We start from the raw sequence: 25059 nt of genomic DNA on the forward strand, positions 1-25059 counted from the left end.
CATTTATCGTCATTCTGCTCATGGTGTTACAGCCGTCCGGTGCGCAGGCAACTTCAACTACGACAACAACCGCTGCCGACGACGGAGACTACGGCGGTTCGGGGAACTACCAGGGGTCAGGGCTCCAGGCGATCGTGTGGGTCGTCGATCATGCAACTGGACAGATGCTCCCCGCGCCTCCAGGCCACGTCCCCGAGGACCCAAACCACTACAAGTACGAGATTCTCTGCCAAGACGCAGTGAACGGCTCGTGTGTCCAGGACATGATGATGTGTCCGGACCGGGGCGACGGCCAGGCCGGCACGTATGTCCAGTGGATGGTGGCGCCGAGGGCCATCTCTGATCCAGCGTGGGGGACCTGGGTTCCGCTGAACGGGCCCACCTGCCTCTACGACGAGAACCCCGAAGACCTCCTCCCGGCTATCGCCGCCCGGATCCAGCAGGACTTCCAGAACCTTCCCATCGCCCCGGCCACCTTGACCGCGCAGCCGAGCCCGCACACCCTCAGGGGCGCCGAGACCAACATCTTCGCGGATGCGCACGCCCAGGAATTCGAGGTCACCATCCTTGGCCAGCGCGTCCACCTGGTGGCGACACCCATCGAATACACCTACAACTACGGCGACGGCACAACGCTTGGGCCGACCCCCACCGCCGGCGGACCGCTGCCCCAGGACCGGTGGGGCGAGAAAACGCGGACCAGCCACGTCTACCAATCGACCGGTGATTTTGCCCTCTCAATAGTGACGTCATTCCGTGGCACGTACTCCGTCAACGGCGGCCCCAACCTGCCGGTCCCCGGAACCGGCCAGTTCGCCACCCCGGCCCAGACAGTTCAAGTGTGGCGGTCCATCACCCGCAACTATGCCGATGACTGCCTCGCAAATCCTGCCGGCGAGGGCTGCCCCGGATGGACCGACCCGAGTACATAATGCCCGCAGGGCTAGGCTGGCAGGAGTCCGCACTCACCTCCCAGGTTCCCACCCCAACCAAAGGACACCCCTTGACCCAACGCACCATCGTGATCACCGGCGCCAGCGACGGCATCGGCGCGGCAGCCGCGCGGACGCTGACGCAGGCAGGCGACCGGGTGGTCGTCGTCGGCCGTTCCGAGGAGAAGACGCAGGCCATCGCGAAGGAGCTGAACGCCGACTACTTCGTCAGCGACTTCGCCGACCTGGACCAGGTCCGCACGCTCGCCGCGCAGTTGAAGGACGACTACGAGCGGATCGACGTCCTGGCCAACAACGCCGGCGGCATCATGGGCAAGCACCAGCTCACCGTGGACGGCAACGAGTCCACCTTCCAGATCAACCACCTGGCGCCGTTCCTGCTCACCACCGAGTTGATGGACGTCCTCACCGCCAGCAGCGCCAAGGTCATCAACACCGCGAGCGCGGCCAACGGCTTCGGCAAAATGGACCTCTTCGACCTCAAATCGGAGCACACCTACTCCACCAACCGCGCCTACGGCACGGCCAAACTCGCCAACATCCTCTTCACGTCCGAGCTGCACCGCCGTTTCGGCGAGCAGGGAATCACGACGGCGGCGTTCCACCCGGGCGTGGTCCGCACCAACTTCGCGGCAGAGTCCACCAGCCCCATGCGGCACGCCTACAAGACGCTGCTCAACCGCTTTATGCTCACCCCGGACCAGGGCGCCGACACCCTCCTCTGGCTCAGCAACGGCACCGCCGGCACCGACTGGATCTCCGGCGCCTACTACGCCAAACGCGGCCTGGCCAAGGCCAACGGCCAGGCGTACGACGCCGAGCTGGCGCAGGGTCTGTGGGAGGCCAGCGAGGCGCTCGTCGCCCGCTGAGCCATTCCAGACCTGGAGCGGGTCAGCGTGCCCGCTCGACGTCGGAGGCGCTTTCTGCATCCCCGCGGGCGCTGAGTCCTGCGACCACGCCGTCAACATCCGCTGCGGATCGGTTCTGGCTCAGCTTGGTCTTCGCCTCGATCCTGGTGATGACCAGTTCGATGCCCACGATCGCGCGCAACTGGCCCGAGATGTAGCGTTCCGGCGCGTCGTCCACGCTCCACGGGTGCTCGAAGTCCGCCTCGTTGACGTTGGTCAGCCGCCTGACCTGGCCGGCGAGCCAGGCAGGGTCATCATGGATCACGAGTTGGCCGTACACGTGCGCCGTGGAGTAGTTCCACGTGGGCACAACACGTCCGTGCTCGGCCTTGGACGCATACCAGGACGGCGAAATATAGGCGTCCGCGCCCTGAATGATCATCAGGGATTCCCCGATGGCCGGTTCGGAGCACTGCGGGTTGTTCCTGGCGACGTGCGTGTGCAGCGCGCCGTGCTCGCCCACCGAGGGGTCGTAGACAAAGGGCAGCAGAGTGGCGATGAGGCCCTGGGAGGTCATGGCGACCAAGTTGGCGGCGCCCGGCCGAGTCAGCAGTTCCTGAATGGCGTCGGGGCTGGCTTCAAAATGGGCTGTGGTGTACATGGTGCTAATCCTTTACAGGCTCGAGCTGCTTTGTGGCGTGAGGGACAGCAGGGTGGGGGACTGCGGGCTGAGGCGGCGCCGGCTTGAGCCTGACCCGGACCGCGGCGCCCGCGCAGAGGATGACGGCCAGGCCGCCGACGATGGTGCTCCACGTCAGCGACTCACCGAGCAGGAGGCCCGCCCAGCAGATGCTCAGCACGGGCTGCACCAGCTGGATCTGGCTGACCTGGGCCATGGGGCCGGCGGCCAGGCCCCGGTACCAGGCGAAGAAGCCCAGGAACATGCTGACCACACCGAGGTACGCAAAGGCCAGCCACTGCACCGGCGTGCCTGTCGGCGGCTGCTGCGCCACGGACACCGCCACCATGATCACCATCAGCGGCGACGCCAGCACCAGCGCCCACGACACCGTCTGCCAGGCACCGAGCTCGCGGGCCAGCAGGCCGCCCTCCGCGTAGCCGATGGCCGCGGCCACCACTGCGCCCAGGAGCAGCAGGTCCGCCGAGTGCAGCTGCCCGAATCCACCGGACTGCATGGACGCGAAGGTGATGGCCGCCAGCGCACCCACGCCCGTGATGAGCCAGAACGCCGGGCGCGGACGCTCTCGCCCCCGAAGTACTGCAGCCACTGCCGTCGCGGCGGGCAACATTGCGATCACGACGGCGCCGTGGCTGGCCGGCGTTGTGGTGAGTGCAAAGGACGTCAGTAGGGGAAACCCGACGACGATGCCGCCGGCCACCAACGCGAGGCGGACCCACTGCGTGCCGCGGGGGAGTCGCTGCCGGGTGAGGGCGAGTGCGAAGGCGGCGAGGATGGCGGCGACCACTGCACGGCCGGACCCGATGAACAGCGGGGCCAGGCCTGCGACGGCCACCTTGGTGAACGGCACCGTGAAGGAGAAAGCCGCTACTCCGAGGAGGCCCCACCAGAGTCCCGTTGGCTGGCGGGACGGTACCACTGGCCGGATAAGTGTAGTAGCGCTACTATTGTCTCTCATGAACAACGATAGCAGTTCCCGGATTGTGGCGCACCTGAAGAAATGGATTTCCTCGGCCGCTCCCGGTGCCAAGCTGCCGTCCACGCGGTCGCTGGTGGCCGAGTACCAGGCCAGCCCCGTTACAGTGCAGAAGGCCCTGCAGACGCTCACGGGGCAGGGGCTGATCGAGAGCCGGCCCGGCGTCGGGACTTTTGTGCGGGCCGTCCGCAGCGCCCGTCCGTCCGACTACGGCTGGCAGACGGCGGCCCTCCGTTCCCCGCTGGCACCGCCGCCCCCGGCCTCCAGCACCATGCGCAACGTGGCCAACGATGCCATCTCCTTCCACTCCGGCTACCCGGACCGCGAACTCCTGCCCGAGCGGCTGGTGCGGGCAGCCATCGCCCGGGCAGCCCGCGGTGACGCGGCCTTGTTCCGTCCGCCCGCAGCCGGAATGCCGGAACTGCAGTCGTGGTTCGCGCACGAACTCGGTGCCTCCACGCCGGCCGGGACCACCCCGCCGAACCCGAGCGACGTCGTCGTACTCCCCGGAAGCCAAAGCGGGCTCAGCTCCATCTTCAGCGCGCTCGCGGGCCGCGGACAGCCGCTGCTGATGGAATCGCCGTCCTATTGGGGCGCCATCCTGGCCGCAGCGCAGGCCGGCGTGCGCGTTGTCCCGGTGCCCAGCGGACCGGATGGTCCGGACCCGGCGGAACTGGCCCGCGCCTTTGATGAGTCCGGCGCGCGGCTCTTCTACGCGCAGCCCAATTACGCCAACCCCACCGGCGCGCAGTGGTCAGCTGAACGGCGCGAACAGGTCCTGGACGTGGTGCGCGCGAAGGGGGCGTTCCTTGTGGAGGACGACTGGGCGCACGATTTCGGCATCTCCTCCAACCCCGTGCCCGTCGCCTCCCGCGACGACTCCGGCCACGTGGTCTACCTGCGCTCGCTGACCAAGAGCGTCTCGCCGTCGATCCGCGTCGCCGCGGTCATCGCCCGCGGCCCGGCGCGGGAGCGCATCCTGGCGGACCGGGCGGCCGAATCGATGTACGTCAGCGGGCTGCTCCAGGCGGCAGCGCTCGACGTCGTGACGCAGCCCGGGTGGCAGACGCACCTTCGCAGCCTCCGCCACCAGCTCGAGTCCCGCCGCGACCTGCTGGTTACCAGCCTGCGCCAGCACGCCCCGCAGGCGCACATCGAGCAGGTGCCCAAGGGCGGCCTGAACCTGTGGGCGCGGCTGCCCGACGGGACCGACCTCGAACGGCTGACCCGCGACTGTGAAACCGCCGGGGTGATCATCGCCGGCGGCAACGAATGGTTCCCGGCCGAGCCGGCAGGCCCGTTCATCCGGCTTAACTACTCGGGCACGAATCCGGGAGCATTCCCGGAAGGCGCCCGGATCATCGGTCAGGCAATAGAACGCAACGGGGCCTGAGCCGAGGCGATCCCTATTCGCCCAGCAGTCCGTAGGTGCTGACGACGTTGCCTTTCGTGGTCCTGTACTGGTCCTTCAGTCCGAGCCGCGTCACGGGGTCGCCGTCCTGGAACAGCTTCCGGCCGCTGCCGGCCACCACGGGGTGCGTGATCAGGGTGAGCTCATCCAGCAGCCCGGCGAACAGCAATTGGCGCACCACGGAAATGCTGCCGGTCACGGCGATCTCGCCGCCGTCGCGCTCTTTCAGGCCGGCCACGAATTCCTCCAGCGGGCCCTCGATCAGGTGGGAGTTCTGCCACTCAAGCGGCTCCGTCAGCGTCCGGGAGGCCACGAACTTCTCTACCGGGTTGATGAATCCGGCGAAGTCCTCGTCCACGGACGCCGTGGGCCAGTAACCGGCCCACTCCTGGTAGCTCACCCGGCCCAGCACCACGGTGTCCACGCTTTCCATCATGCGGGTCAGAGCCTGGCCGAGGTCGTCGTCGAAGCTGTCGAATTGCCAGAGGAATGGGTCTGAGACCACGCCGTCAACGGAGTGGAACAGGCCGGACGTGACTTTGCGCATGGGATCCTCCAAGGTCAGGGGCGGTTGTCATCCACGGTATTGGCTGTGCCCGCAGCAGGGAAGCCCCGGCCGGTGGTTGAGCCTGTCGAAACCTGGATCCCGACGGGTCTCAGCCTGGCCGCCGTTAGGTTCGTCACCACCGCCTGCGTGTTGCGCAAATCCGTGGGCCTGCAGCCGCATACTGGTGTTCATGCGGCCTCTCACCGCACCCCGGCCAGGCAGGAGGAAAATGCATGGAAACCCTGAAGAAGATCGTACGCAACCAGTACTTCCCCGCGGCCGCGGTGCTGACGGCGGTGTTGCTTTTCTGGATCATCGCCATGTTCGGCGGGCTCTCCCTGCTGAACAACAACCAGCCGCCCATGGCCACCCTGACGTGGATGCTGTTCGTCTATGCCGCCGCTGTCCTCACGCCGCTGGCAGGCATCCTGGCCGGTGTGGACCTGGTCCGCCGCTGGCGCCGCAACCGCATGTACGCGTCGGTTGACCTGGTGCAGGACGAGACCGCAGAGTACGAGACCGCGCAGGACGAGCAGGTTCAAGAGCCCGCCGAGCCTGAAGCCCCCAAGCAGTCCGCCCCGAAACAGCCCGCACAGCACCACCCGGTAACCCAGCAGCAGCCGCTCAAGCATCCCGTGCAGCAGCCAGCCAAGAAGCAGCCGGGTCAGACCAAGCAGCGCAAAAAAGCCGCGTAGCCGCTACTGCAACGCCAGCTCCACCCGGTTCCGGCCGGCCGCCTTGGCCGCATAAAGCGCGGCGTCGGCCTCGCCCAGGAGCGTGTCGGCGTCGGCCCGGTGTTCGGCGGTGAACGCGGAAATCCCGGCGCTCAGCGTCAGCTGCCCCAGCGGATCCCCGGAGTGCACAATCTCCAGCTCGCGCACGGTATCCAGCGCCCGCTCCATAAAGGCCTTGGCGCTCAGCTGTGACTGGTTCGGCAGCACCAGCAGGAACTCCTCGCCGCCGTACCGGTACACGCCGTCGGTCTTCCGCGCCGCACCCACCAGCGCCCCCGCCACGGCCCGCAGCGCGAGATCGCCCGCCTGGTGCCCGTAGATGTCGTTGTAGCTTTTGAAGTTGTCCACATCGCACATGGCCACGCAATACCCCTCCGTGTACCGCTGGCTGCGCGCATGCAGCTGCTCGAGGTCCTCGGAGAGCTTGAGCCGGTTGTGCAGGCCGGTCAGCGGATCGGTCCGCGCCTGCTGCGACAGCACCTTCCGGTAATGCGCCAGATCAGCGTGCAGCGTGGTCACCCGGAGCGCCACAAGGAGCCGCGCGTGCAGGACAAACGGGTCCAGCGGCTTGGTGACGTAGTCGTCCGCCCCGGCTTCGAGCCCGGCGAGCACATCGTCCCGGGACCCCTGCGACGTCAGCAGCACGATGTACGTATACAGGTCCGCCCCGCGCGCCCGGATGGCCCGGCACAGCGCCAGCCCGTCCATCCCCGGCATCATCCAGTCCGTCACCACAACATCGGGCTGGTGCTCCAGATACAGGGCCCACGCCTCGTCACCGTCCGCCGCCGTCAGGCAGTCATGCCCGGAGCGTTCGACGGCGGCGCGGGCCACCAGGAGCGAGCCCGGATCGTCATCTGCCACCAGGACTTTCACTGTGCCACCTCCAGCGCTAGATCGAGTTCAAAGTCCACACGCACAAGCTCAGCTTCCAGCCGGCTGAGCAGCAGCCGGCCGCCGTCGTGCTTTCCGCTGCGTCCCATGTCCTCCAGCTCGCCGCACAGGCCTGCGACGGCGGTAGCTCCGATGTTGGCGGCGGCACCCTTCAGGGCGTGCGCGGCCTGCGCCAGGGCTGGCCCGCCGCCGTTGTGCAGGGCTTCGCGCAGCGCCGCGAGCCGCGCGGGAACGTCCTTCCGGAACGCCTCCGTCGTTGCGGGCAACAGGCCCAGGCCGTCCTCGGGGCCGAGATCGCGAAGCATGGCCAGCCGGTCCGCATCCAGCGCCGGCGGACGTCCACCGGTGACGGCCAGCAGCTGGGGAGCCTCCTGCTGGGGAGCCTCGTGCTGGGGAGCCTCGTCCAACGGGGGTGCCTCCAGCTCCTGCGGCGAAGAAATCTGTGGCGCCTGTTCGGGGACCCAACGGGAGAGCGCGGCTTCAAGCTCGGCGGCGTCCACCGGCTTGGAGAGGTAATCGTCCATCCCGGCGGCGAGGCAGCGTTCCCGGTCCCCGTCCAGGGCGCCGGCGGTCATCGCGATGATCGGGAGATGACCGGGCCCGCCGTCGCGCCGGCGGATGACGCGCGTGGCCTCGAATCCGTCCATCACGGGCATGTGGCAGTCCATCAGGACGGCGGCGTACCTGGTCTTTGCAGTGGCGGCCACGGCCTCGGCGCCGTCGGCCACCACGTCCACCGCGTAGCCGAACTTAGTCACCGTGGCGCGGGCCACCAGCTGGTTCACCTCGTTGTCCTCCACCACCAGGATGCGGCCCCGTGATGGCCCCTGACGGGACGTCCCGGCGGAGGAATCAGCGGACGGCCCCGGGGACGGCTCAGCGTCGGACAGCCGGCTGGCCGCAGAGGGCGCCGGTGCATGGTGTTCGCTCGTGGACATCAGCCGGACCAGACGGTTGTAGAACTCGGAGCTGCGGACCGGTTTCATGAGCCATTCGCGGACTCCTGCGTCCGCGATGTCGGCCGCGTTGACCTGCATGGTGGACGTGAGCATGATCAGCTCGATGTCCGCCAGTGCGGGGTCGGCCTTTAGTTCGCGGGCCAGCTCAAGGCCATCGGTGTCCGGCATACAGAGATCCAGCACGGCCAGGTGGAACGGCACCCCGGCAGCCGCGGCTTCGTGGGCGCGGGCCAACGCAGCGCGGGCATCCGGCACCGCCTCCGGCTGCAGCCTCCAGCCGCGCAGCTGGGATTCCAGCACCAGGCGGTTGGTGGCGTTGTCGTCCACCACCAGGACGCGAAGCCCGGTGAGGAAGCCGGCGGCGGGCACGGGATCGGTGGACGGCGGGGCCACGGGCACGGGGATACGGAACCAGAACGTACTGCCCTCTCCGGGAGCGCTGTCCAGCCCGATCTCGCCGTCCATGGCTTCAGTGAGCCTGCGGCAAATGGCCAGTCCCAGCCCGGTGCCGCCATAGCGCCGGGTGGTGGAAGCGTCCGCCTGCGAGAAGGACTCGAACAGCCTGGCGTGGTGCGAGGGGTCGATGCCGATGCCGGTATCGCGGACTTCGAAATAAACCATCGCGGTGGCCCCGGGCTTCGCATCAGGTGTTTCCGTCTTGACCCGGATGGACACTTCACCGCCTGCCGTGAACTTCACGGCGTTGGACGCGAGGTTGAGCAGGATCTGGCGGATCCGGCCGGAATCACCGTGCAGCCGGGCCGGAACGTCCGGTTCGCAGTAGGCGATCAGCTCCAGGTTCTTGGCCTGCGCGGGCTCGGTCAGCAGGCCGGCCACTTCCTCCACAAGCATGCGGGGATCGAAGGCGCGGACATCCAGGTCAACCTTGCCGGCTTCCAGTTTGGAGAAGTCCAGGATGTCGTTGATCAGGGACAGCAGCGCCTCGCCGGCGCCCTTGACGCCTTGGGCGTACTGTTTCTGCGTCTGGTCCAGCGGCGTCTCCAGCAGCAGTGCGGTCAGCCCCACCACGCCGTTCATGGGCGTCCGGATTTCATGGCTCATGGTGGCTAGGAACTCGGACTTGAGGCGGCTGGATTCCAGCGCCGCTTCCCTGGCTGCCTTCAGCTCCAGTTCGGCGGCCCGGCGCAGCGTGATGTCCCTGGCGATGACGGCGATCCCGCGGACTGTGGTTCCTTCACGGATGGGGGAAATGGTCAAGGACACGGGGATGATGGCGCCGTCTTTCCGCAGGTGTTCGGTTTCGAAGCTCACGGCCTCGCCGCCGTCGCGGAGCTGCTCGAAAACCGCGTCGTCGCCGTCCGTGCTGCCCGGCGGCAGGAGGAAACGCGCGTCCCGGCCGATGGCTTCCTCGGCCGTGTAGCCGTACTGATGCTGCGCCCCCGGGTTCCAGCTGGTGATGACGCCGTCGGGTGTGGTGCTCAGGATGGCGTCCGTGGAGGAGTTCACGATCGCGCCCAGGCCCTCCAACTCAGCCGTCCGGGCCGCCACCTCCTGCTCCAGCCCGGTGGTCAGGGTGAGGTTCTCGATGATGATCAGCACCTGGCGGACCAGGATGAGCGCCACGGTGACCCTGGCCACCACCAGCAGGAAAAAACTCATCTCGTGCACATGCGGGCCCGCCACCACCATCACGGCCGCCAGGATGGGTGCGTAGGGGAGCAGCTCCAGGGCCAGCGCATACGCCCTGCGGTCCGGCCGCGGGTTTTCGGCATAGGGGAGAAGCGGTGCCAGCGCGATCAGGAGGAAGGCGATGATCCAGCCCAAGGCGAGCGGTGAACCGGTGACTCCCGTGACGCCGTCGTACGTCAACCGCACGTAGGTGGTGTCGGTGACGGTGAGGACCAGCAGGCCGCCGCCGAAGCACAGCCACGGCAGCCGCTCGCCGGGCTGCCGGCGCATCCCCAGGACCAGCACCAGCGACGTGATGATCACGTCCACCACGGGGTAGGCCATGGTGGTGAGCCTGGTCAGGAGGTCGCCCGCGGAGCTGATGGCCGGGCCCAGCGCCACGTACCAGCTGATCGCCAGGACCGAGCCCGCGATGACTGCCGCGTCCAGCGCTGACCGGAGCAGTCCAACCCGGGTGGTGCCGCCGGGCCGCTTAAAGCTGAAAAGGGCGACAGCGGCCGGCACCGAGTACCCCACGAACCCCACATCCGCCAGCGACGGGAAGGGGTAGATGTGGTTGTTGGTCAGCCCGAAGTACGTCCAGACAGCCATGCCGGCGGCCCAGACATAGGCAGCCACCGACATCAGGGTCCAGGCGCGTGCGTTCACGCCGCCGCGCAGCGCCGCCCGGCCGCAGCTGAAACCGGCCAGCAGGGCGGCCACAAGAACGGAGAAATCGCCGGCCACCATGGCCGCGGGAGTGCCGCTGTTGGCAGCAAAAAAAGCTCCAAGTATACCCAGCACCACGGCGACAGGCACCACCAGCCAACCCAGCCTGGCCGTGCTCCTCACCGTGGCGGGCCGTTGCTCCAGGAGACCATTCTGAGACACGCGGATCCCTCCCCATAGGTGCGCCCGTCACCCGCAAAACCTGAGACCGGGCCGCCCGAGACCTGGGCGAAGACGCATCCCTATGATATCCCTCACAGGTCAAGAAGGACCGTACTTCGCGTCCACATGAACCACCTGCCGGCCCGCGCGCTGCAGCAGGCTCGTCGCCACCCCGGAACGGTATCCCGAGGCGCAGTGCACCCACACCGTACCCGCCGGAATCTCGGCCATCCGCCCCAGCAGCTCATGCAGCGGGATGTTGACCGCCCCGGCGACGTGGCCGGCGTCGTACTCCTCCGTCCGGCGCACATCGAGCACCACGTCGCCGGCACTTCGTCCGTGCAGCATTTCGTCCCAGCCCACACGCGGATAATGCACGACGGCGGTGCCCGGCGCGAGTGCCGACGGTTCCGTTCCGAGGGCGGCGTCGGGGGAGTCGATGCCGATGCGGGACAGGTCCCGGATGGCCTTTTTGACGTCCTCCTCTGTTCCCACCAGGGTCAGTTTTTGGTTCCAGGGCAGGACCCAGCCCACGTAGGCGGTGAAGCTGGAACCGCGGCCGTACTCGAAACTCACCGAGCCCTGCAGATGGCGGCTGGCGAAGGCCACCCGGTGGCGCAGGTCCACCACCCATTCGCCGTCCGCGAGCCGGCGGCTGAGCTCTGTTGCGTTCAGGGATTCCGGCACGGTGAGGTCCGCCGGTCCCGGACCCTGCCGGTTTGCCGGGGCCATGTGCGCGTAGTAGGACGGGTAGGCGGTCAGGTTGTTGATGAGCTCGCGCACGAAATGGTCCTCGTCGGCATCCGTGAACGCGTGGTTGGTTTCCTGCTCCTGGGCGATGGTGGAGGAAGGGGCGCTCGACGGTGGCCCGGACGAACAGAACGAGCCGAACCCGTGCGTGGGGTACAGGGCTGCGTCCGGCTTGGCCTCGGCGGCCAGGCGGCGGACCGAGGAGTACTGGGCGTGGGTGAGGTCCTCGGTGTCCTCGTCCCTGACCAGATCAGTCCGGCCCACCGACCCGTAGAGCAGGCTGCCGCCGGAGAACACCGCCTGGTCCTCGCCATCGCTGACCACGTAGCTGAGATGGTGGTGGGTGTGGCCGGGCGTGGCCACGGCTTTCACGGTGAGCCGGCCCACCTGGACTGTGCCGCCGTCGGCTATTGGCTGGTGTTCAAACGCGACGCGGTCATTTGCGCTGACGAGGTACTCGGCACCGTGCGCGCGGGCGAGGATGAGCCCCCCGCTGAGGTAATCGTTGTGCAGGTGGGTTTCGGCAACGTGGGTGATCCGGACGTTGGCTTCCGCGGCCGCGGCCTCCACCCGGTCCGTGTCCCGCTGCGGATCGATGACCAGCGCCACCTGCCCGTCGTGGACCAGGTAGCTGCGGTCCCCGAGCGGCCGCGTTTCGATGACAACGACGTCCATAGGTTCATTGTCCTCGCGAGGCCTGATTTTGGCGCGGGTCAGGCGGTTGTTGGCCGCCCGGCTGCCAGCGCTGCCAGGGCTCCTTCCGCCTGCCTGCCGGCCAGTTCCAGCCGGTGCCCGGGCTCCGGCTGCGAGAACAGGTACCCCTGCAGCGAATCGCAGTCCAGTGCGGTCAGATAATCGGCCTGCGCGGCCGTTTCGACACCTTCGGCGGTGACGGTCAGGCCGAGGCTGTGGGCCATGTTGATCATGGAGCTCAGGATGGGCAGGCGTTCCTCTCCTGTCAGCACCATGGACACAAACGTGCGGTCGATTTTCACCGTGTCCACCGGCAGATCCTGCAGCCGGCCCAGCGACGAATAGCCCGTGCCAAAGTCATCCAGCGCCACCCGGACGCCAGCCTCGCGCAGCTTGCTGAGCTGCTTGAGCAGGCCGCAGTCGGGGTCGAAAATTACACTCTCGGTGACTTCCAGGACCAGCTGGTAGGCGCCCACTCCATAGGCAGCGGCCAGGCGGAGGACGCCGTCGGCAAAAGCCGGTTCCTGCAGCTGCACGCCGGACACGTTGACCGCAAGCGACCGCGACAGGTCCTCGCGCAGCCACGGCGCCAGCTGCATCAGGCTGAGCCCCATCACTTCGTTGCCGATTTCGCCGATCAGGCCGCTGCGCTCCGCCATCGGGATAAAGACCGACGGCGGGATGCGCTCGCCGGCGTGGTCCCAACGCGCCAGGGCCTCGAACTGGACCGTGAGCCCGGTCCGTGGGGAGACAATCGGCTGGAAGGCCACCGAGATCTCGCCGCGGGCGACCGCGAGCTGCAGGCCCGCTTCCATCTCCGTCCGCTGCACCAGGGCAATCATCATGTCCGGATGGAAGCGCAGGAAGCGGTTCTTGCCGGCAGCTTTGGCCGCGTACATGGCGATGTCCGCCTCACGGAGCAACTCGGAAGCAACCATCGTTTCCTTGCCGATGGAGGCGAGCCCCAGGCTGAGGCTCGGCCGCAGCGCCCTGCCGTTGATGGTCACGGGCACGTGCAGGCACCTGACAATGCAGGCGGCAATGGCTTCGGTATCGGGGCAGGCCGTCAGCAGCACCACAAACTCGTCGCCGCCCAGGCGGGCCACCACATCCGCCGTAGGGACGCAACCGCGGAGCCGGCGTGCCACTTCCAGCAGCATGTCATCGCCGGCCTGGTGGCCCAGGATGTCGTTGACTTCCTTGAAATCGTCCAGGTCAATGAGCAGGACGTCCACTGTCTTCAGGCGTGGTTCTTTGAGCGCCGCAGCAAGGGACTGGTTGAACACCGCCCGGTTGGCCAGTCCGGTGAGCGGATCCTGGAAAGCCAAGGCGCGCAGCTGTTCCGTCTGGGCCGCCAGGTCAGTCAGGGCCTGCTCGGCCTGCTCCTGCGCCTGCCTGCGCGGAGTGACATCCCGGAAGCTCCACACCCGGCCCGCGATCCTCTCGCCCACGCGCTGCGGCCGCGAATACCTTTCAAACGTCCTGCCATCCTTGAAGTCCAGCACGTCGTGGCTCTCCGCCCCGGGGCTCTCCACAACCTCGGCGATCCTGGCCATGAAGGCCTCCGGATTCGCAACCTGGGAGAGGATCAGCCCCATGACCGGCTCTTCACTGTCGCCGTCCACGAGTTCAGGCGGAATGCCCCACATTTTCAGGAACTGGTCATTGAACCCGGCCACACTGCCGTCGGAGCTGATGACCAGGATGCCGTCGGCGGTGGATTCGAGGGTGGCAGTCAGCAGTGACATGGCCTCGCGGAGGTCAGCGTCAGCTCCCTTGCGGTGTTCCGTGCTCCGGACGGAGACAAGCAAAACCTGGGAGCCGCCGTCGTCCAGCAGTGAGCCGGCCACCTCGGCGGCGAACTCTGTGCCGTCCCGGTGCAGTCCGTAGACTTCCCGCGGCGGCAGCGGTTCATCGGGCTGCGCCTGCAGGTGCTCCTGAAGCAGCCTCGTTTCGTTCCGGAACCCCTCCGACAGGAGCAGCCAGTGGTCGCTGCCCATCAGCTCATCGCGTGTGTAGCCGAAGAGCCTGCTGGCCGCCGCGTTGGCCATTTTGATGGTGCCGTCCGCATTGACCGCTATGAGCGCGTCCGGGCTTGCATCAAAAAACGCGCCGAACTCCGACCCGCTTAAACCCTTGTCCTGCCGCCTGGAACCCCCCATGCGCTACCACCCCCTCGCACATCATAAAGTGCAGGCGGGGATCGTGGAACGAAAATGCGTGACTTTTGAGAGGCCCCTGGAAATGGAAGCCCGGGAATCCGCGCTTCTGCTGATCCGCGGCGGTGGAAACAGGCTAAGAGTTACGCATTCCCGTCAGCCCGGCCCCGGAAGCGACACTGACAGCGGCACCGGCGTTTTTGCCCGCCCTGCCCAGCCCGCGGACCACCCAGCCCTCCGCTTGCCAGGTAGCGGCGTCGAGCACGTTCCTGGCGTCCAGGATCACCCGCCGCCGCACCAACCCTCCCGCGACGGCAGGGCTCAGGCGCAGGTACTCGTCCCACTCAGTGAGCAGCAGCACCAGCTCCGCGCCGTCCAAGGCCCGCGTTGCGGAGGCTTCGAACCGCAGCTGCGGATACCGCAGCCATGCGTGGTTCACTGCCTTCGGATCGGTCACCGTCACGTGCGCGCGGGCGGCTGCCAGCCGGGCCGCGACATCCAGGGCGGGGGAGTCGCGGATGTCATCGGTCTCGGGCTTGAAGGAGGCTCCGAGGATGGTGATGGCGCGTCCGGCGAGCCCGCCGCCGCACAGTTCCGTGGCCAGGGAAACCGTCCGGGCCCGCTGGCGGACGTTGATGGCATCCACCACACCCATCCAGTCGTTCACCGGGTCCACGCCCAGTGCGGCGGCCTGGCTGCGGAGGCTGCGGATGTCCTTGGGCAGGCACCCGCCGCCGAAGCCCAGCCCGGCATGCATGTAGCGGTTGCCGATCCTCGGGTCCATGCCCATCGCTTCGCTGAGTTCGGCCACGTCCGCGCCGGACGCGTCGCACAGTTCGGAGATAGCGTTGATGAAGCTGACCTTCGTGGCCAGGTACGCGTTGGCGGCCGACTTGATCAGCTCCGCCGTGGCGAAGTTGCACACCAGGCGCGGGATGCCGGCGTTCAGCAGCGGCTCATAGACGGCATCCAGCGCGGCCGTCACCGCGCGCGGCGCCCCTGTTTTGGGGTTGAAGGCCGCGGCTCGTCCGCCCGCCACACCGTAGACCAACCGGTCCGGCACCAGCGAGTCCTTCACCGCGGTGCCCTGCCGCAGGAACTCCGGGTTCCAGCCCAGCTGCACGTCCGGCCGCCCCGCAAGGACGCCCTGGAGCATGTCCACAGTGCCCACGGGCACCGTTGATTTACCGACGACGACGGCGCCCCTCGCCAGGTGCGGGAGCAGCGCCTCGGTGGCGGCGACGAGGAAGGTGAGGTCGGCGCCGTCGGACGTCTTGGACTGCGGCGTCCCGACGCACAGGAAGTGGACCTGGGCGCCGGCGGCAGCGGCGACGTCGGTGGAGAACGTGAGGCGGCCGGTGCTGCGTCCGTCGCGGAGCAGTTCGTCCAGGCCGGGTTCGAAGAAGGGGGCCTGGCCGCGGCCCAGCTGGTCCACTTTTGTCGCGTCCACGTCGACGCCCACCACCGTGTGGCCCATGGACGCGAGCGTGGCGGCGTGCACGGCGCCGAGATAGCCGCAGCCGATCACCGATATTTTCACAGGGACGCTCCACTCTTGGTTGGTACTGGCTCAACCACCGGTGCGCCGGTGATTACTGATCGGTAGTGACGCACCAGCTCGGCGCTGAGCACAGGCCACGTCCGGGCCTGGACCGAGGAGTGCGCCGTCGTGGCGAACGCGCGCCGCTTGGCGTCGTCGCCCATCAGGTCCATCACCCGGGCGCGGAAACCGGCCAGGTCGCCGGGCTGGTACAGCCAGCCCGTGCGGGAGTTTTCCACCAGGTCCAGGGGCCCGCCGCGGCCCGTGGCCACCACCGGCACGCCCGATGCCATGGCCTCCTGGATGGTCTGGCAGAACGTCTCGAACTCGCCGGGATGGACAAAAAGGTCGAACGACGCCACCGCCTTCGCCAACTCCTCGCCGCAGAGGAACCCGGTGAACACGGCGTCCGGGAGGGCTTCCTGCAGGGCGGACTTTTGGGGTCCGTCGCCCACAATCACCAGCTTGGTGTTGGGGACGTTGGCGAGGGCGGCCAGGTCCTCCACCTGTTTTTCGATGGCCAGCCGGCCGACGTACCCGATGATCCGCTCACCGCCGGGGGCCACCGTTGCCCGCCACCCGGCGTCGCGCTTTTCCGGCGAAAACCGCGCGGTATCCACACCGCGCCGCCACATGTCCACGCGCGGAATCCCGCGGCCGCGCAACTGGTTCAGCGCGAAGGTGGACGGCACCAGGGTCCGGGTGGCCAGCAGGTGGATGTTTTCCACCCGGTTCCACGCCCAGTTCTCCAGGAACGGCACACCGTACCGTGCGGCGTAGCTGGGAACCTCGGTCTGGTAGATGGCTATGGTGGGGATCCCCAACTGATGCGCGGCCTGCACAGCCCGCCACCCGAGGATAAACGGCGATGCGAGGTGGACGATGTCCGGCGCGTAATCGGCAAGGATTCGCTTGACCCGGTACACACCGCCCATCGCCACTCGCACGTTGGTGTATCCCGCCAGCGGAACCGCGGGAACCCGGTGCACCTTCGCGCCGTGAACCACCTCGGCCGGTCCCACAAGATCTGCGACGGCGTGGGTTGACGGGGCAATGACCAGGACGTCGTGGCCCTGGCCCTCCAGGTGCTCAAGCACCCGCAGGATGGAGTGGGTTACCCCGTTCATCAGCGGCAGGAATGACTCGGCAACAATTGCGATCCTCACCCCTCAACGGTGGGCGCGGCGCCTGTCGGTGCGGGGTCGCCCGGGTAGAGGGGAGGGAAAGGTTGGGTTAACAGATCAGCGCTTGGGGTCAGCCGTTATCGCCGTGCCGCAACACATCCGGGAGTTCGTCCACATAGACCGTTTGCGGCGGCTCGAAATAGATGACCAGCACTTCGTCGCCGACGGCGAAGACGCTCGTTTTATCGAAGGGGTGGGCATGGAAGGCGTTGGTGCCGCCCAGGTAGGGCAGCATGACCTCGCCGAGGGTTCCGGGCCCAATGCGCCCGGTCACGCGGCCGATCTTGCCGGTAAGGCTCCGGTCAACGTTTTTATGCATCGGGGGCTTTCGCGGGGCGCTTACCTTCCCGGCTGTGCTTCAGCGCAGAGGACAAGGCCGGAAGGTAGTCGCCCACCTGCGCCAGGATGCCGCCCAGCATCTTGTTGACGCCCTCGCCGCCGTTCAGCACGGTCATCTGGCCCACGTGGGAGAAAGGCTCGGCCGCTGCGGCGATGATGGCCGGCATGTTTTCGGCCAGCTGCTGCGAAATGACGGCGTCCTGGTTGGTCCCGAGTGCTTCGGCCCGCGCCTTGATGCCCTCTGCCTCGGCCAGCGCCTTGGCCTTGATGGCCGAGGCCGCGGCGTCACCGCGGGCCCGGGTGGCAGCGGCTTCGGCCTCGCCGGTGACCTTCGTGGCTCCGGCCGCGGCCGCCGCGGCCGTGGCGTTCGCCTGGGCCTGCAGCTCCGTCCGGCGGGCGTTGGCCTGGGCCTCAAGTTCCGTGCGGCGGGCCAGCGCTTCGGCGGCGCTGATGTCTGCCGCCTTCTGGCCCTCCGCGTCTGTGCGCTTGGCGTACGCCTTGGCGTCGGCGGGCTTCCGGACCGTGGTCTGGAGCTTCTGCTCCTCCCGGTCCGCCTCAAGCTTGGCCACTTCCGTTTCCTGGACGACGACATGCTGCCGCGCCGTCGCATCCGCCAGCGGTCCCGCCTGAGCGGCCTCGGCTTTGGCCCGCTCGGCATTCGCCTGCGCCACCGACTGCCGGATGGCCGAAACGCTCTGCGCGTCCGCGATCATGGCAGCCGCCTCGGCCTCCTTCTCGGCGGCCTCACGGTTCCGCGTGGCCTCCGCGATCCGGGCCTCCATTTTGACCTGGGCGATGTGGGGCTTGGCGATGTTCTGGATGTATCCCGTGGGGTCCTGCAGGTCCTTGATCTGCAGCGAATCCACCACCAGCCCCAGCTTCTCCATTTCCACTCCGCTGGCGCTGCGGACCTGGGACCCCATCTTGTCCCGTTCGCGGATGATCTCTTCAACGGTCATGCTTCCGATGATGGACCGCAGGTGGCCCTCAAAGACGTTGTAGACCTGGCTTTCCATTTTGGCCTGCTGGCCCAGGAAACGCCTGGCCGCATTTGCGATAAACGGCGGGGCGTCACCAATTTTGTAAATTACCACGCCTTCCACAATCACCTGGATGCCCTGCCAGGTCACGCAGGAAACCTTAAGCTCCGTTTCATTCAGCGTCAGGGAAAGCGTGCGGACGGTCTGCAGGCCCGGAAAGACCAGGGCGCCCTTTCCGGTGACAATCTTGAAGTCCATTCCGGCCCGGGTTTCCAGGGTTCCGCGGGTCAGGCCGGAGATGATCAGGGCCTCGTTGGGCTCCGCCACTTTCCACATCAGTTTGATGGCACCCCACACAACGCCGACCACCAGTATTGCCCCGATAATCGCGGCAAGAATCGGGAAGAATGCTGACAGATCCGGCATGACGAGGTCCTTTCGCGCGTGCGGAACAGGCCGTGCCGGTATTTCGTGTCTCCAATTCCGGCCAGCCGGCCAGCTGTTGTAGACAGTCTGGTTGGCGCCTGCCCAAGAGTCCAGAGCGCGGGCTGTTTGATTATGTGCCGAGGATCTCGCGGGCAACCCGCTGGGCCTCGATCTCCTCAGGGGCAACTGTGGTTCCGCGGAGGAAACCGGCGGTGGCCATGATTTGCCGCAGCTCGGCTTCCGTGCGCGGCTGGTTCACCCCATGGTGGGCCATGGCGTGGCAGTTGGCGCACAGCGGAACCAGGTCCGTGAGCGGGTCCAGCTGGTAGCCGCCGCCGAGTTGGGCCGGGGGCACCACGTGGTGGACGTCGATGAAGTCCTTGCCGAGCTCCCCGTACGCCAGCTCGAAGGAGAACCCGCAGGCCGCACAGCTGCTGCCGCGGTGTGCGATACACGCCCGCCGGGCCTCGGCGTCGTGCTCGTAGCGGTTGGCGGTGACACGGACGACGGCGGCCTCCGGGTAGGTGCCGGGCGCTGGCTGGGTTGGGTCTGGTCCTTGCGCCGGCCCGTGAGCGGCCCAGAGCGCTCGGATCGCTGCCGCATCGCGGGGATCCAGAGCCATGCCTTCGATTTCGGTACTGTTCCACCCGACGTCGGCCACTGCCTCGGTGAGGACCGCGGCGGGCACCTGATCGCCCAGGGGAAGGACGGCGTCGAACGCCACCTGCGCGATGAACTCGGGCTGCCCCGAGAGGACCACGCCATGGCCGATCAGGCCGGGACCCTGTGCCCCCAGCACGAGGAACCACACATCCGTGCCGGCGGCAACGCTCCGGCCCAGGTTCCAAGGCTCCAGATGCAGGCCGGTCACGGCCACGTGTTCAACAACAGCCGCGTAGTTCCAGCGGTTCCAGCGGGCCGGATCCCAGCCCAGGATGATGTCGCTCATGGGGCCATTGTTGCAGGCTCAATGGCCGGTGACGCTTTTGGCGCGAACGGACACTTGGGGCCCTGGATTCCAGGGCCCCAAGTGTCCGTTCGCGCCGGCGGGTGGGGCTTAAGTGTCCGTTCGCGCTAAGTGGTGGCGGGTTCAAGCACCGGCTCGGCGGCCGCGATGACCGGGTGGTCGCGGCCCAGGTTCCCGAGGCCGGCGGCGCCCTGCGGGGATCCCAGCTCGTCGAAGAACTCCACGTTGGCCCGGACGTAGTCGGCCCATTCATCCGGGACGTCGTCCGAATAATAGATCGCCTCCACGGGGCACACCGGATCGCATGCCCCGCAGTCCACGCATTCGGACGGGTGGATGTAGAGCGAGCGTTCGCCTTCGTAGATGCAGTCCACCGGGCATTCCTCGATGCACGCCTTGTCCTTCACATCCACGCACGGTTGCGCGATCACGTACGTCACGGCTGGCTACACACCCGTGTAGACGGTCTTGCCCCAGGTGAAGAAGTCCAGCGCGGACCGGCCCTGCTCGCGGAACGTGTTGGTGGAGGAGTCCTTCACACCGCCAAAGGGCACGTTCAGGTCCAGGCCCGCCGTCGGCCGGTTGACCTTGATCACGCCGGCCTGGGCACGGGCGGCGAAGTCGGTGGCGCACGCCAGCGAGTCGGTGCAGATGCCGGCGGTCAGGCCGTGCCGGGAGTCGTTGATGGCTGCCAGCCCGGCCTCGTAGTCGGCCACTTCGAGCACCGTCACCACCGGGCCGAAGATCTCCTCGGTCACGGCGGCGTCGTCGAACGGGAGCTCGGTGAGCACGGCGGCCGGGAAGAAGAGCGCGCCGGCGGGGTCGCCGTCGTACGTTCCGTGCAGGAGGGTGGCACCGCGCTCGACGGCGGTGCGCACGGCTGCCTGGTCCTGCTCGAACTGCTGCCGGCTCACCACGGCCCCCATCCGGACGGTGCCCGACCCGCCGACGTCGAGGCCGTCGCCTGCGGTGTACGCCCCGGATTCCTCCGTGAGTGCCTCGAGGAACGCGGCACGGACGCCGGGCGTGACGTAGACGCGGGACGCGGCGGTGCACGCCTGGGCACAATCAGATGATTCTTCGAAGAAAGCTACGCGGGCATCTTGACATGATTCCCCGGGCGGTTCTTCCTAAGTAAAGTGAAAAAATTTACAGAAGTGCGGGCCTCAAGTGACCGTTCGGGCTGGCCCCGCACCGCCGTCGGGCACAAAGAAGCCGGTGCAGCTGTTCGCGGAACGCGGCAACTGCACCGGCGAGTAGGACGAAATTCAGAACTTATGGATCATTTCTCATTCGCGGCTCCTGTATCCCGGCCTGTCATTTCCGGGCTATTTCCTCTCGCCGGACATGTTCCTGGAGAACAGCCAGCCAGCAGCTACCATCGCTACGCCCAGCACCAGGTGGGTCCAGTTGTCAGCCATGTTGAACGACAGGAAGTTGGCCGCCGAGTCAACGCCGACACTGAGCCCGTAAATGCTGAGGATGATGTACAGCGCGCCTGCTCCGATGAGGAAGTTCCGTGCGCCATGTTCGGTCCGGGACATCGCCCAGCCCGTTGCGCCGATGGCCAGCTGCACAATATTGAGCAGCATGGACACCTGGAACAGCCCAAGGAACATTGCATGGGAATCAGGTCCCAGGAACATCAATTCGCTGTACTGTGTGGTGACGCCGGGGATAAAGCCCAGGACACCCACCAACAACAAGAGGATACCTACTCCCATGCCGGCATTCTGGACGTCTGCGCGCCCAAAATGAACGTGTGCATGTGGGGATGCGGTAGTCATTTTTTCTGCCTCCAACCACTGATTGCGGACATTCCAATTTTACGGCGGACCTGCGGAAAAAGCGCCGGATCGGGCCCGGATGGGGACATCTGCCCAGCGACAGAATTGGGTGCTTCTGTTGGACTGGGGCGCGGACGAGGCGCCCGGACAGACTGAACGCCCGACGACGGCGCCATCACCGGCGGCGGCCGTCCCGCCGTCGTCGTCGGCTGCTTTGCCGGGAACTTCGCCGGGCATGCCGCCGGTAACTCCCGCGGGCCGTCCGCTGAACCGCGCGGAGGAACTCCTGCCACAGGTGGATGTGAAGCCGTGGCGGTGAGTTGGCGACCATCGTTGTGCGTCGACCGGAGTTGCCCTGGGGTTCCGGCACAACCGGGTCCTGGCCAAACTCGGAATCAAAGGGCCGGATCCCGGCGCGTTCAGGAACCCTTGAACGCGCCCCGTGAGGGGAGCATCCTTAAAAATCCCAGGCAGAGGAGTCACTATGAACCATGCACCTCAGAACGGCGGATCCGGCGCAACCGCCGGCATCCTCGCCGCCCTCACCTACATCGACAACGTCGGATTCCACGGCATCGCCACCAACCTCACCGGCCCCGCACCCAAGATCGACCGCAACTGGACCAACCTGATCCGCAACGCCGGCATCGCCGTCGCAGCCACGACCTGGCCCGACGACATCCACGCCCAGGCCCAGACGTTCACCACCACGGCCGCAAACCTCATTGCCGCGCTCGAACAACGGGACACCACCACGACAAAAGAACCCGCACGCGAACTCCACCTCGCCTACCACGCCCTCAGCGACGCAGGCTGGCAACACCTCGCCAACCTTGCAGGGATGGAAGTCAAAGGACACCGCCACCAGCACTCCGGATAGAGCAGCCGATCCTTGTCCGAATCCGCGTGATCGTCCCTGCCGGAAGGCTCAAGACTTCCCTATTGACGCACTGCCCAGCTGGCGGTTCCAGTGGTTGACCTCTTGCCCAATATACCCCCATGGGGTATATTGGCCGTGTTGTCAGTGAAGTGGTATGTCCCGGAGGGCTGCTTTGTTCCCTCCTTCACGGCCGTTCAACCCCAGCACCCATCGCACCTTCTGCAAGTAATGGAACTGACATGCAAACATCACCACGTACGGAACTGCCCTTAACCACCTCCGGATCGGGCTGCAGCTGCTGCTCCACTGGTGCCAGCCAAACTCCAGGGGAGAAGGCCGGTGTCGAGTACGGCCTGGAAGGCCTGACCTGCGGGGGCTGCGTGGCCAGCGTTGAACGGGCCGTCAACGCGGTGGACGGCGTGGAGGCCGCGACCGTTGAACTCGTCCCGGGCGGGGTTTCCCGCCTGAGCATCACCGGATCGGCCGAACCTTCCGAGGTCGGGGATGCCGTCACGTCGGCTGGATACAGCCTGACCAGCAGTTAGCCCGAACCCGCTCGGCCTGCGCCGCCTCGTGCGATGCCGCGGCCGTAACTGGAGGAGCACTCATGGCAGAGCACACTCATCACCACGACCATCACCCCGCACCGGTTCCCGAGGTCGGCCCAGGGCAAACAACAACAGCGCATCAGCACCACGCCCACCCGCAGGGTCACGACGTCGGGGACGATCATGCCGTGCACAGCCACGGTCAACACGCCGGGCACAGCACGGCAATGTTCAAGGACAGGTTCTGGCTCACCTTGGCACTGTCGGTGCCGGTCGTGTATTTCAGCCCGATGTTCGGACACCTCCTCGGGTACATGCCTCCGGAGTTTCCGGGCTCGGCCTGGATCCCGCCCGTCCTCGGGACGGTGATCTTCCTCTACGGGGGTCAGCCGTTCCTTAGAGGCGGGCTGAATGAACTGAAGTCCCGACAGCCGGGGATGATGCTGCTGATCGGCATGGCCATCAGCGTCGCGTTCGCCGCGTCCTGGGCCACCAGCCTGCGCATCGGGAACTTCGATCTGGACTTCTGGTGGGAACTGGCGCTGCTGGTGGCCATCATGCTGCTCGGGCACTGGATCGAGATGCGCGCCCTCGGCTCGGCGCAGGGCGCCCTGGACGCCCTGGCGGCGCTGCTGCCCGACGAAGCGGAACGGGTCACAGACGCCGGTGTGGAAACCGTCCCCATCTCCGAACTCAGGGCCGGGGATATCGTCCTGGTCCGTTCCGGGGCCCGGATGCCGGCCGATGGCGCCGTCGTGGACGGGCAGGCGGAGTTCGACGAATCCATGATCACCGGTGAATCCAAAACCGTGCTGCGCGCCAAGGGCGACCCGGTCGTGGCCGGGACCGTTGCCACCGACAACAGCGTCCGGGTCACGGTCACGGCTGTTGGGGACGACACGGCCCTGGCTGGCATCCAGCGCCTCGTGGCCGAAGCGCAGGCCTCGTCTTCGAAGGCCCAGGCCCTCGCGGACCGGGCCGCAGCGTTCCTGTTCTACTTTGCGACCATCGCCGGGGTCATCACCTTCATCGCGTGGACGCTGATGGGGAGCCTGCCCGACGCCGTCACGCGCACCGTGACCGTGCTCGTGATCGCCTGCCCGCACGCCCTGGGATTGGCCATTCCGCTGGTCATCGCGATCTCCACAGAACAGGCCGCCCGGGCCGGTGTGCTGATCAAGAACCGGGTCGCGCTGGAGCGGATGCGCAGCGTCGACGTCGTCCTGTTCGACAAGACCGGCACCCTGACGAAGGGAGAACCCGAGGTCAGTAACGCCGCCACCGTCGAGGGCGGCGGCACCGATGAGCTGCTCGCATTGGCCGCAGCAGTCGAATCCGACAGCGAACACCCCGTGGCCCGCGCCGTCGTCCGGGCAGCACGCGGCAAGGGCCTGCACATCCCGCCGGCCACGGGTTTCACGTCAATGACAGGCCGGGGCGTGCGCGCGATGGTCAACGGCCGTAGTGTCCAGGTCGGTGGCCCGGCGCTGCTGCGCGAACTGGGGCTCACGGAGCCGGAATCCCTGGCAGCGTCCACCAGCGAGTGGATGGGCCGCGGCGCCGCCGTGCTGCACGTCATTGACGGCGACAAGGTTCTGGGCGGGGTCAGCCTTGAGGATGCCATCCGGCCCGAGTCCCGGCAGGCCGTGGCAGCCCTGCAGAGCAGGGGCGTCAAGGTCGCGATGATCACCGGTGACGCCGCGCAGGTAGCGAAGGCGGTGGGTGCCGAGCTGAACATCGATGAGGTCTTCGCCGAAGTGCTTCCGGCCGACAAGGACAAGAAAGTCGCCGAACTGCAGGCCCGCGGCCTGAAAGTGGCGATGGTCGGGGACGGGGTGAATGACTCCCCGGCACTGGCCCGCGCCGAAGTCGGCATCGCCGTCGGTGCCGGCACCGACGTGGCCATGGAATCAGCCGGGGTGATCCTGGCCGGCAACGACCCACGGGCCGTGCTGTCCATGGTGGACCTGTCCAGGGCAAGCTACACCAAGATGTGGCAGAACCTTGTGTGGGCCACCGGGTACAACGTCATCGCCGTACCCCTGGCCGCCGGAGCCTTGGCGTTCGCCGGGATCGTCCTCTCCCCGGCCGCCGGCGCGGTCCTGATGTCGGCCTCCACGATCGTGGTCGCACTCAACGCCCAGCTGCTCAGGCGCGTCAAACTGAACCCGTCCCAGGTTCGTTGACCCCACAGGCCACCGGCATCGGCGCAACCAGCCCCACCCGGGATGGCGCGCCGGTGCCGGTAGCCTAGAAACAACCAG

General features: G+C 67.2%; 22 protein-coding genes and 1 pseudogene. 8 read left to right on the forward strand and 15 right to left on the reverse strand.

Annotated elements, in window-relative coordinates; translation table 11 throughout:
- Window positions 1-20 precede the first annotated feature (20 nt).
- Window positions 21-932: a hypothetical protein gene (locus AC3IT0_RS05860; protein ID WP_489322826.1), complete on the forward strand. Its 912-nt coding sequence runs from the start codon at window positions 21-23 to the stop codon at window positions 930-932.
- A 71-nt stretch (window positions 933-1003) separates the two neighbouring features.
- On the forward strand, window positions 1004-1822 hold the full coding sequence (locus tag AC3IT0_RS05865; RefSeq protein WP_489322827.1) for an SDR family NAD(P)-dependent oxidoreductase: 819 nt from the start codon (window positions 1004-1006) through the stop codon (window positions 1820-1822).
- A gap of 22 nt (window positions 1823-1844) precedes the next feature.
- On the opposite strand, the gene AC3IT0_RS05870 is transcribed toward AC3IT0_RS05865, so the two are convergent.
- Window positions 1845-2462, reverse strand: coding sequence for an FMN-binding negative transcriptional regulator (locus AC3IT0_RS05870; RefSeq protein WP_489322828.1), 618 nt, complete (start codon window positions 2460-2462; stop codon window positions 1845-1847).
- Between the two features lie 4 nt (window positions 2463-2466).
- On the reverse strand, window positions 2467-3459 hold the full coding sequence (locus tag AC3IT0_RS05875) for a DMT family transporter (protein ID WP_489322829.1): 993 nt from the start codon (window positions 3457-3459) through the stop codon (window positions 2467-2469).
- Here AC3IT0_RS05875 and AC3IT0_RS05880 point away from each other — a divergent pair.
- Window positions 3458-4870, forward strand: a complete 1413-nt coding sequence (locus AC3IT0_RS05880; protein WP_489322830.1) for an aminotransferase-like domain-containing protein — start codon at window positions 3458-3460, stop codon at window positions 4868-4870. The two genes, AC3IT0_RS05875 and AC3IT0_RS05880, sit on opposite strands and share 2 nt — an antisense overlap.
- A gap of 13 nt (window positions 4871-4883) precedes the next feature.
- Here AC3IT0_RS05880 and AC3IT0_RS05885 read toward each other — a convergent pair whose 3' ends face one another.
- A complete protein-coding gene (locus AC3IT0_RS05885; RefSeq protein ID WP_489322831.1) occupies window positions 4884-5435 on the reverse strand; it encodes a dihydrofolate reductase family protein in 552 nt (183 codons plus the stop codon).
- Between the two features lie 233 nt (window positions 5436-5668).
- On the opposite strand from AC3IT0_RS05885, the gene AC3IT0_RS05890 reads away from it, so the two are divergent.
- Window positions 5669-6130, forward strand: coding sequence for a hypothetical protein (locus AC3IT0_RS05890; RefSeq protein WP_489322832.1), 462 nt, complete (start codon window positions 5669-5671; stop codon window positions 6128-6130).
- 3 nt (window positions 6131-6133) lie between these two features.
- Here AC3IT0_RS05890 and AC3IT0_RS05895 read toward each other — a convergent pair whose 3' ends face one another.
- The 12 genes and pseudogenes from AC3IT0_RS05895 to AC3IT0_RS05950 all read right to left on the reverse strand — a co-directional run bounded on the left by AC3IT0_RS05895 (window position 6134) and on the right by AC3IT0_RS05950 (window position 21367).
- Window positions 6134-7045 (reverse strand): GGDEF domain-containing response regulator, encoded by a 912-nt coding sequence (locus AC3IT0_RS05895; RefSeq protein WP_489322833.1) that lies wholly within the window; start codon window positions 7043-7045, stop codon window positions 6134-6136.
- Window positions 7042-10542 (reverse strand): PAS domain-containing hybrid sensor histidine kinase/response regulator, encoded by a 3501-nt coding sequence (locus AC3IT0_RS05900; RefSeq protein WP_489322834.1) that lies wholly within the window; start codon window positions 10540-10542, stop codon window positions 7042-7044. The genes AC3IT0_RS05895 and AC3IT0_RS05900 overlap by 4 nt, the downstream gene beginning before the upstream one ends.
- A 99-nt stretch (window positions 10543-10641) precedes the next feature.
- On the reverse strand, window positions 10642-11967 hold the full coding sequence (locus AC3IT0_RS05905; RefSeq protein ID WP_489322835.1) for an MBL fold metallo-hydrolase: 1326 nt from the start codon (window positions 11965-11967) through the stop codon (window positions 10642-10644).
- A gap of 38 nt (window positions 11968-12005) precedes the next feature.
- Window positions 12006-14147 (reverse strand): putative bifunctional diguanylate cyclase/phosphodiesterase, encoded by a 2142-nt coding sequence (locus AC3IT0_RS05910; RefSeq protein ID WP_489322836.1) that lies wholly within the window; start codon window positions 14145-14147, stop codon window positions 12006-12008.
- Between the two features lie 133 nt (window positions 14148-14280).
- Window positions 14281-15684, reverse strand: coding sequence for a UDP-glucose dehydrogenase family protein (locus AC3IT0_RS05915; RefSeq protein WP_489322837.1), 1404 nt, complete (start codon window positions 15682-15684; stop codon window positions 14281-14283).
- Entirely contained in the window at window positions 15681-16850 is a 1170-nt protein-coding gene (locus tag AC3IT0_RS05920; protein ID WP_489322838.1) for a glycosyltransferase family 4 protein, read from the reverse strand. Before AC3IT0_RS05920 ends, AC3IT0_RS05915 begins: the two co-directional genes overlap by 4 nt.
- Before the next feature lie 88 nt (window positions 16851-16938).
- Complete coding sequence (locus tag AC3IT0_RS05925; protein ID WP_489322839.1) at window positions 16939-17187, reverse strand: hypothetical protein; 249 nt, start codon at window positions 17185-17187, stop codon at window positions 16939-16941.
- Window positions 17180-18613: a flotillin family protein gene (locus tag AC3IT0_RS05930; protein WP_489322840.1), complete on the reverse strand. Its 1434-nt coding sequence runs from the start codon at window positions 18611-18613 to the stop codon at window positions 17180-17182. Before AC3IT0_RS05930 ends, AC3IT0_RS05925 begins: the two co-directional genes overlap by 8 nt.
- Before the next feature lie 130 nt (window positions 18614-18743).
- Window positions 18744-19562, reverse strand: coding sequence for an HNH endonuclease (locus AC3IT0_RS05935; RefSeq protein ID WP_489322841.1), 819 nt, complete (start codon window positions 19560-19562; stop codon window positions 18744-18746).
- 125 nt (window positions 19563-19687) lie between these two features.
- Window positions 19688-20020 (reverse strand): ferredoxin, encoded by a 333-nt coding sequence (gene fdxA, locus AC3IT0_RS05940; RefSeq protein WP_489322842.1) that lies wholly within the window; start codon window positions 20018-20020, stop codon window positions 19688-19690.
- 6 nt (window positions 20021-20026) lie between these two features.
- Window positions 20027-20641: pseudogene (locus AC3IT0_RS05945) on the reverse strand (aldehyde dehydrogenase family protein); the annotation flags it as partial.
- 267 nt (window positions 20642-20908) lie between these two features.
- A complete protein-coding gene (locus AC3IT0_RS05950) occupies window positions 20909-21367 on the reverse strand; it encodes a DUF4383 domain-containing protein (RefSeq protein WP_489322843.1) in 459 nt (152 codons plus the stop codon).
- Window positions 21368-21485: 118 nt separating this feature from the next.
- On the opposite strand from AC3IT0_RS05950, the gene AC3IT0_RS05955 reads away from it, so the two are divergent.
- From AC3IT0_RS05955 to AC3IT0_RS05970, 4 genes are all read left to right on the forward strand, one after another.
- Window positions 21486-21686 carry a hypothetical protein gene (locus AC3IT0_RS05955; RefSeq protein WP_489322844.1) on the forward strand — a complete coding sequence of 67 codons (201 nt, stop codon included), beginning with the start codon at window positions 21486-21488 and terminating at the stop codon, window positions 21684-21686.
- Between the two features lie 165 nt (window positions 21687-21851).
- Window positions 21852-22247, forward strand: a complete 396-nt coding sequence (locus AC3IT0_RS05960; RefSeq protein WP_489322845.1) for a hypothetical protein — start codon at window positions 21852-21854, stop codon at window positions 22245-22247.
- A gap of 239 nt (window positions 22248-22486) precedes the next feature.
- Window positions 22487-22792 (forward strand): heavy-metal-associated domain-containing protein, encoded by a 306-nt coding sequence (locus tag AC3IT0_RS05965; RefSeq protein WP_489322846.1) that lies wholly within the window; start codon window positions 22487-22489, stop codon window positions 22790-22792.
- Window positions 22793-22854: 62 nt separating this feature from the next.
- Window positions 22855-24981 (forward strand): copper-translocating P-type ATPase, encoded by a 2127-nt coding sequence (locus AC3IT0_RS05970; RefSeq protein ID WP_489322847.1) that lies wholly within the window; start codon window positions 22855-22857, stop codon window positions 24979-24981.
- Window positions 24982-25059 lie beyond the last annotated feature (78 nt).

The sequence above is a fragment of the Pseudarthrobacter sp. KH_020_B genome (assembly GCF_057840185.1).

Excerpts from the sequence above, each read along its gene's own strand:
- AC3IT0_RS05860 (WP_489322826.1), top strand. The coding sequence starts at position 21 with ATGGTGTTACAGCCGTCCGGTGCGCAGGCAACTTCAACTACGACAACA.
- AC3IT0_RS05870 (WP_489322828.1), bottom strand. The coding sequence starts at position 2,462 with ATGTACACCACAGCCCATTTTGAAGCCAGCCCCGACGCCATTCAGGAA.
- AC3IT0_RS05880 (WP_489322830.1), top strand. The coding sequence starts at position 3,458 with ATGAACAACGATAGCAGTTCCCGGATTGTGGCGCACCTGAAGAAATGG.
- AC3IT0_RS05875 (WP_489322829.1), bottom strand. The coding sequence starts at position 3,459 with ATGAGAGACAATAGTAGCGCTACTACACTTATCCGGCCAGTGGTACCG.
- AC3IT0_RS05885 (WP_489322831.1), bottom strand. The coding sequence starts at position 5,435 with ATGCGCAAAGTCACGTCCGGCCTGTTCCACTCCGTTGACGGCGTGGTC.
- AC3IT0_RS05890 (WP_489322832.1), top strand. The coding sequence starts at position 5,669 with ATGGAAACCCTGAAGAAGATCGTACGCAACCAGTACTTCCCCGCGGCC.
- AC3IT0_RS05905 (WP_489322835.1), bottom strand. The coding sequence starts at position 11,967 with ATGGACGTCGTTGTCATCGAAACGCGGCCGCTCGGGGACCGCAGCTAC.
- AC3IT0_RS05910 (WP_489322836.1), bottom strand. The coding sequence starts at position 14,147 with ATGGGGGGTTCCAGGCGGCAGGACAAGGGTTTAAGCGGGTCGGAGTTC.
- AC3IT0_RS05925 (WP_489322839.1), bottom strand. The coding sequence starts at position 17,187 with ATGCATAAAAACGTTGACCGGAGCCTTACCGGCAAGATCGGCCGCGTG.
- AC3IT0_RS05930 (WP_489322840.1), bottom strand. The coding sequence starts at position 18,613 with ATGCCGGATCTGTCAGCATTCTTCCCGATTCTTGCCGCGATTATCGGG.
- AC3IT0_RS05935 (WP_489322841.1), bottom strand. The coding sequence starts at position 19,562 with ATGAGCGACATCATCCTGGGCTGGGATCCGGCCCGCTGGAACCGCTGG.
- AC3IT0_RS05950 (WP_489322843.1), bottom strand. The coding sequence starts at position 21,367 with ATGACTACCGCATCCCCACATGCACACGTTCATTTTGGGCGCGCAGAC.
- AC3IT0_RS05960 (WP_489322845.1), top strand. The coding sequence starts at position 21,852 with ATGAACCATGCACCTCAGAACGGCGGATCCGGCGCAACCGCCGGCATC.
- AC3IT0_RS05965 (WP_489322846.1), top strand. The coding sequence starts at position 22,487 with ATGCAAACATCACCACGTACGGAACTGCCCTTAACCACCTCCGGATCG.
- AC3IT0_RS05970 (WP_489322847.1), top strand. The coding sequence starts at position 22,855 with ATGGCAGAGCACACTCATCACCACGACCATCACCCCGCACCGGTTCCC.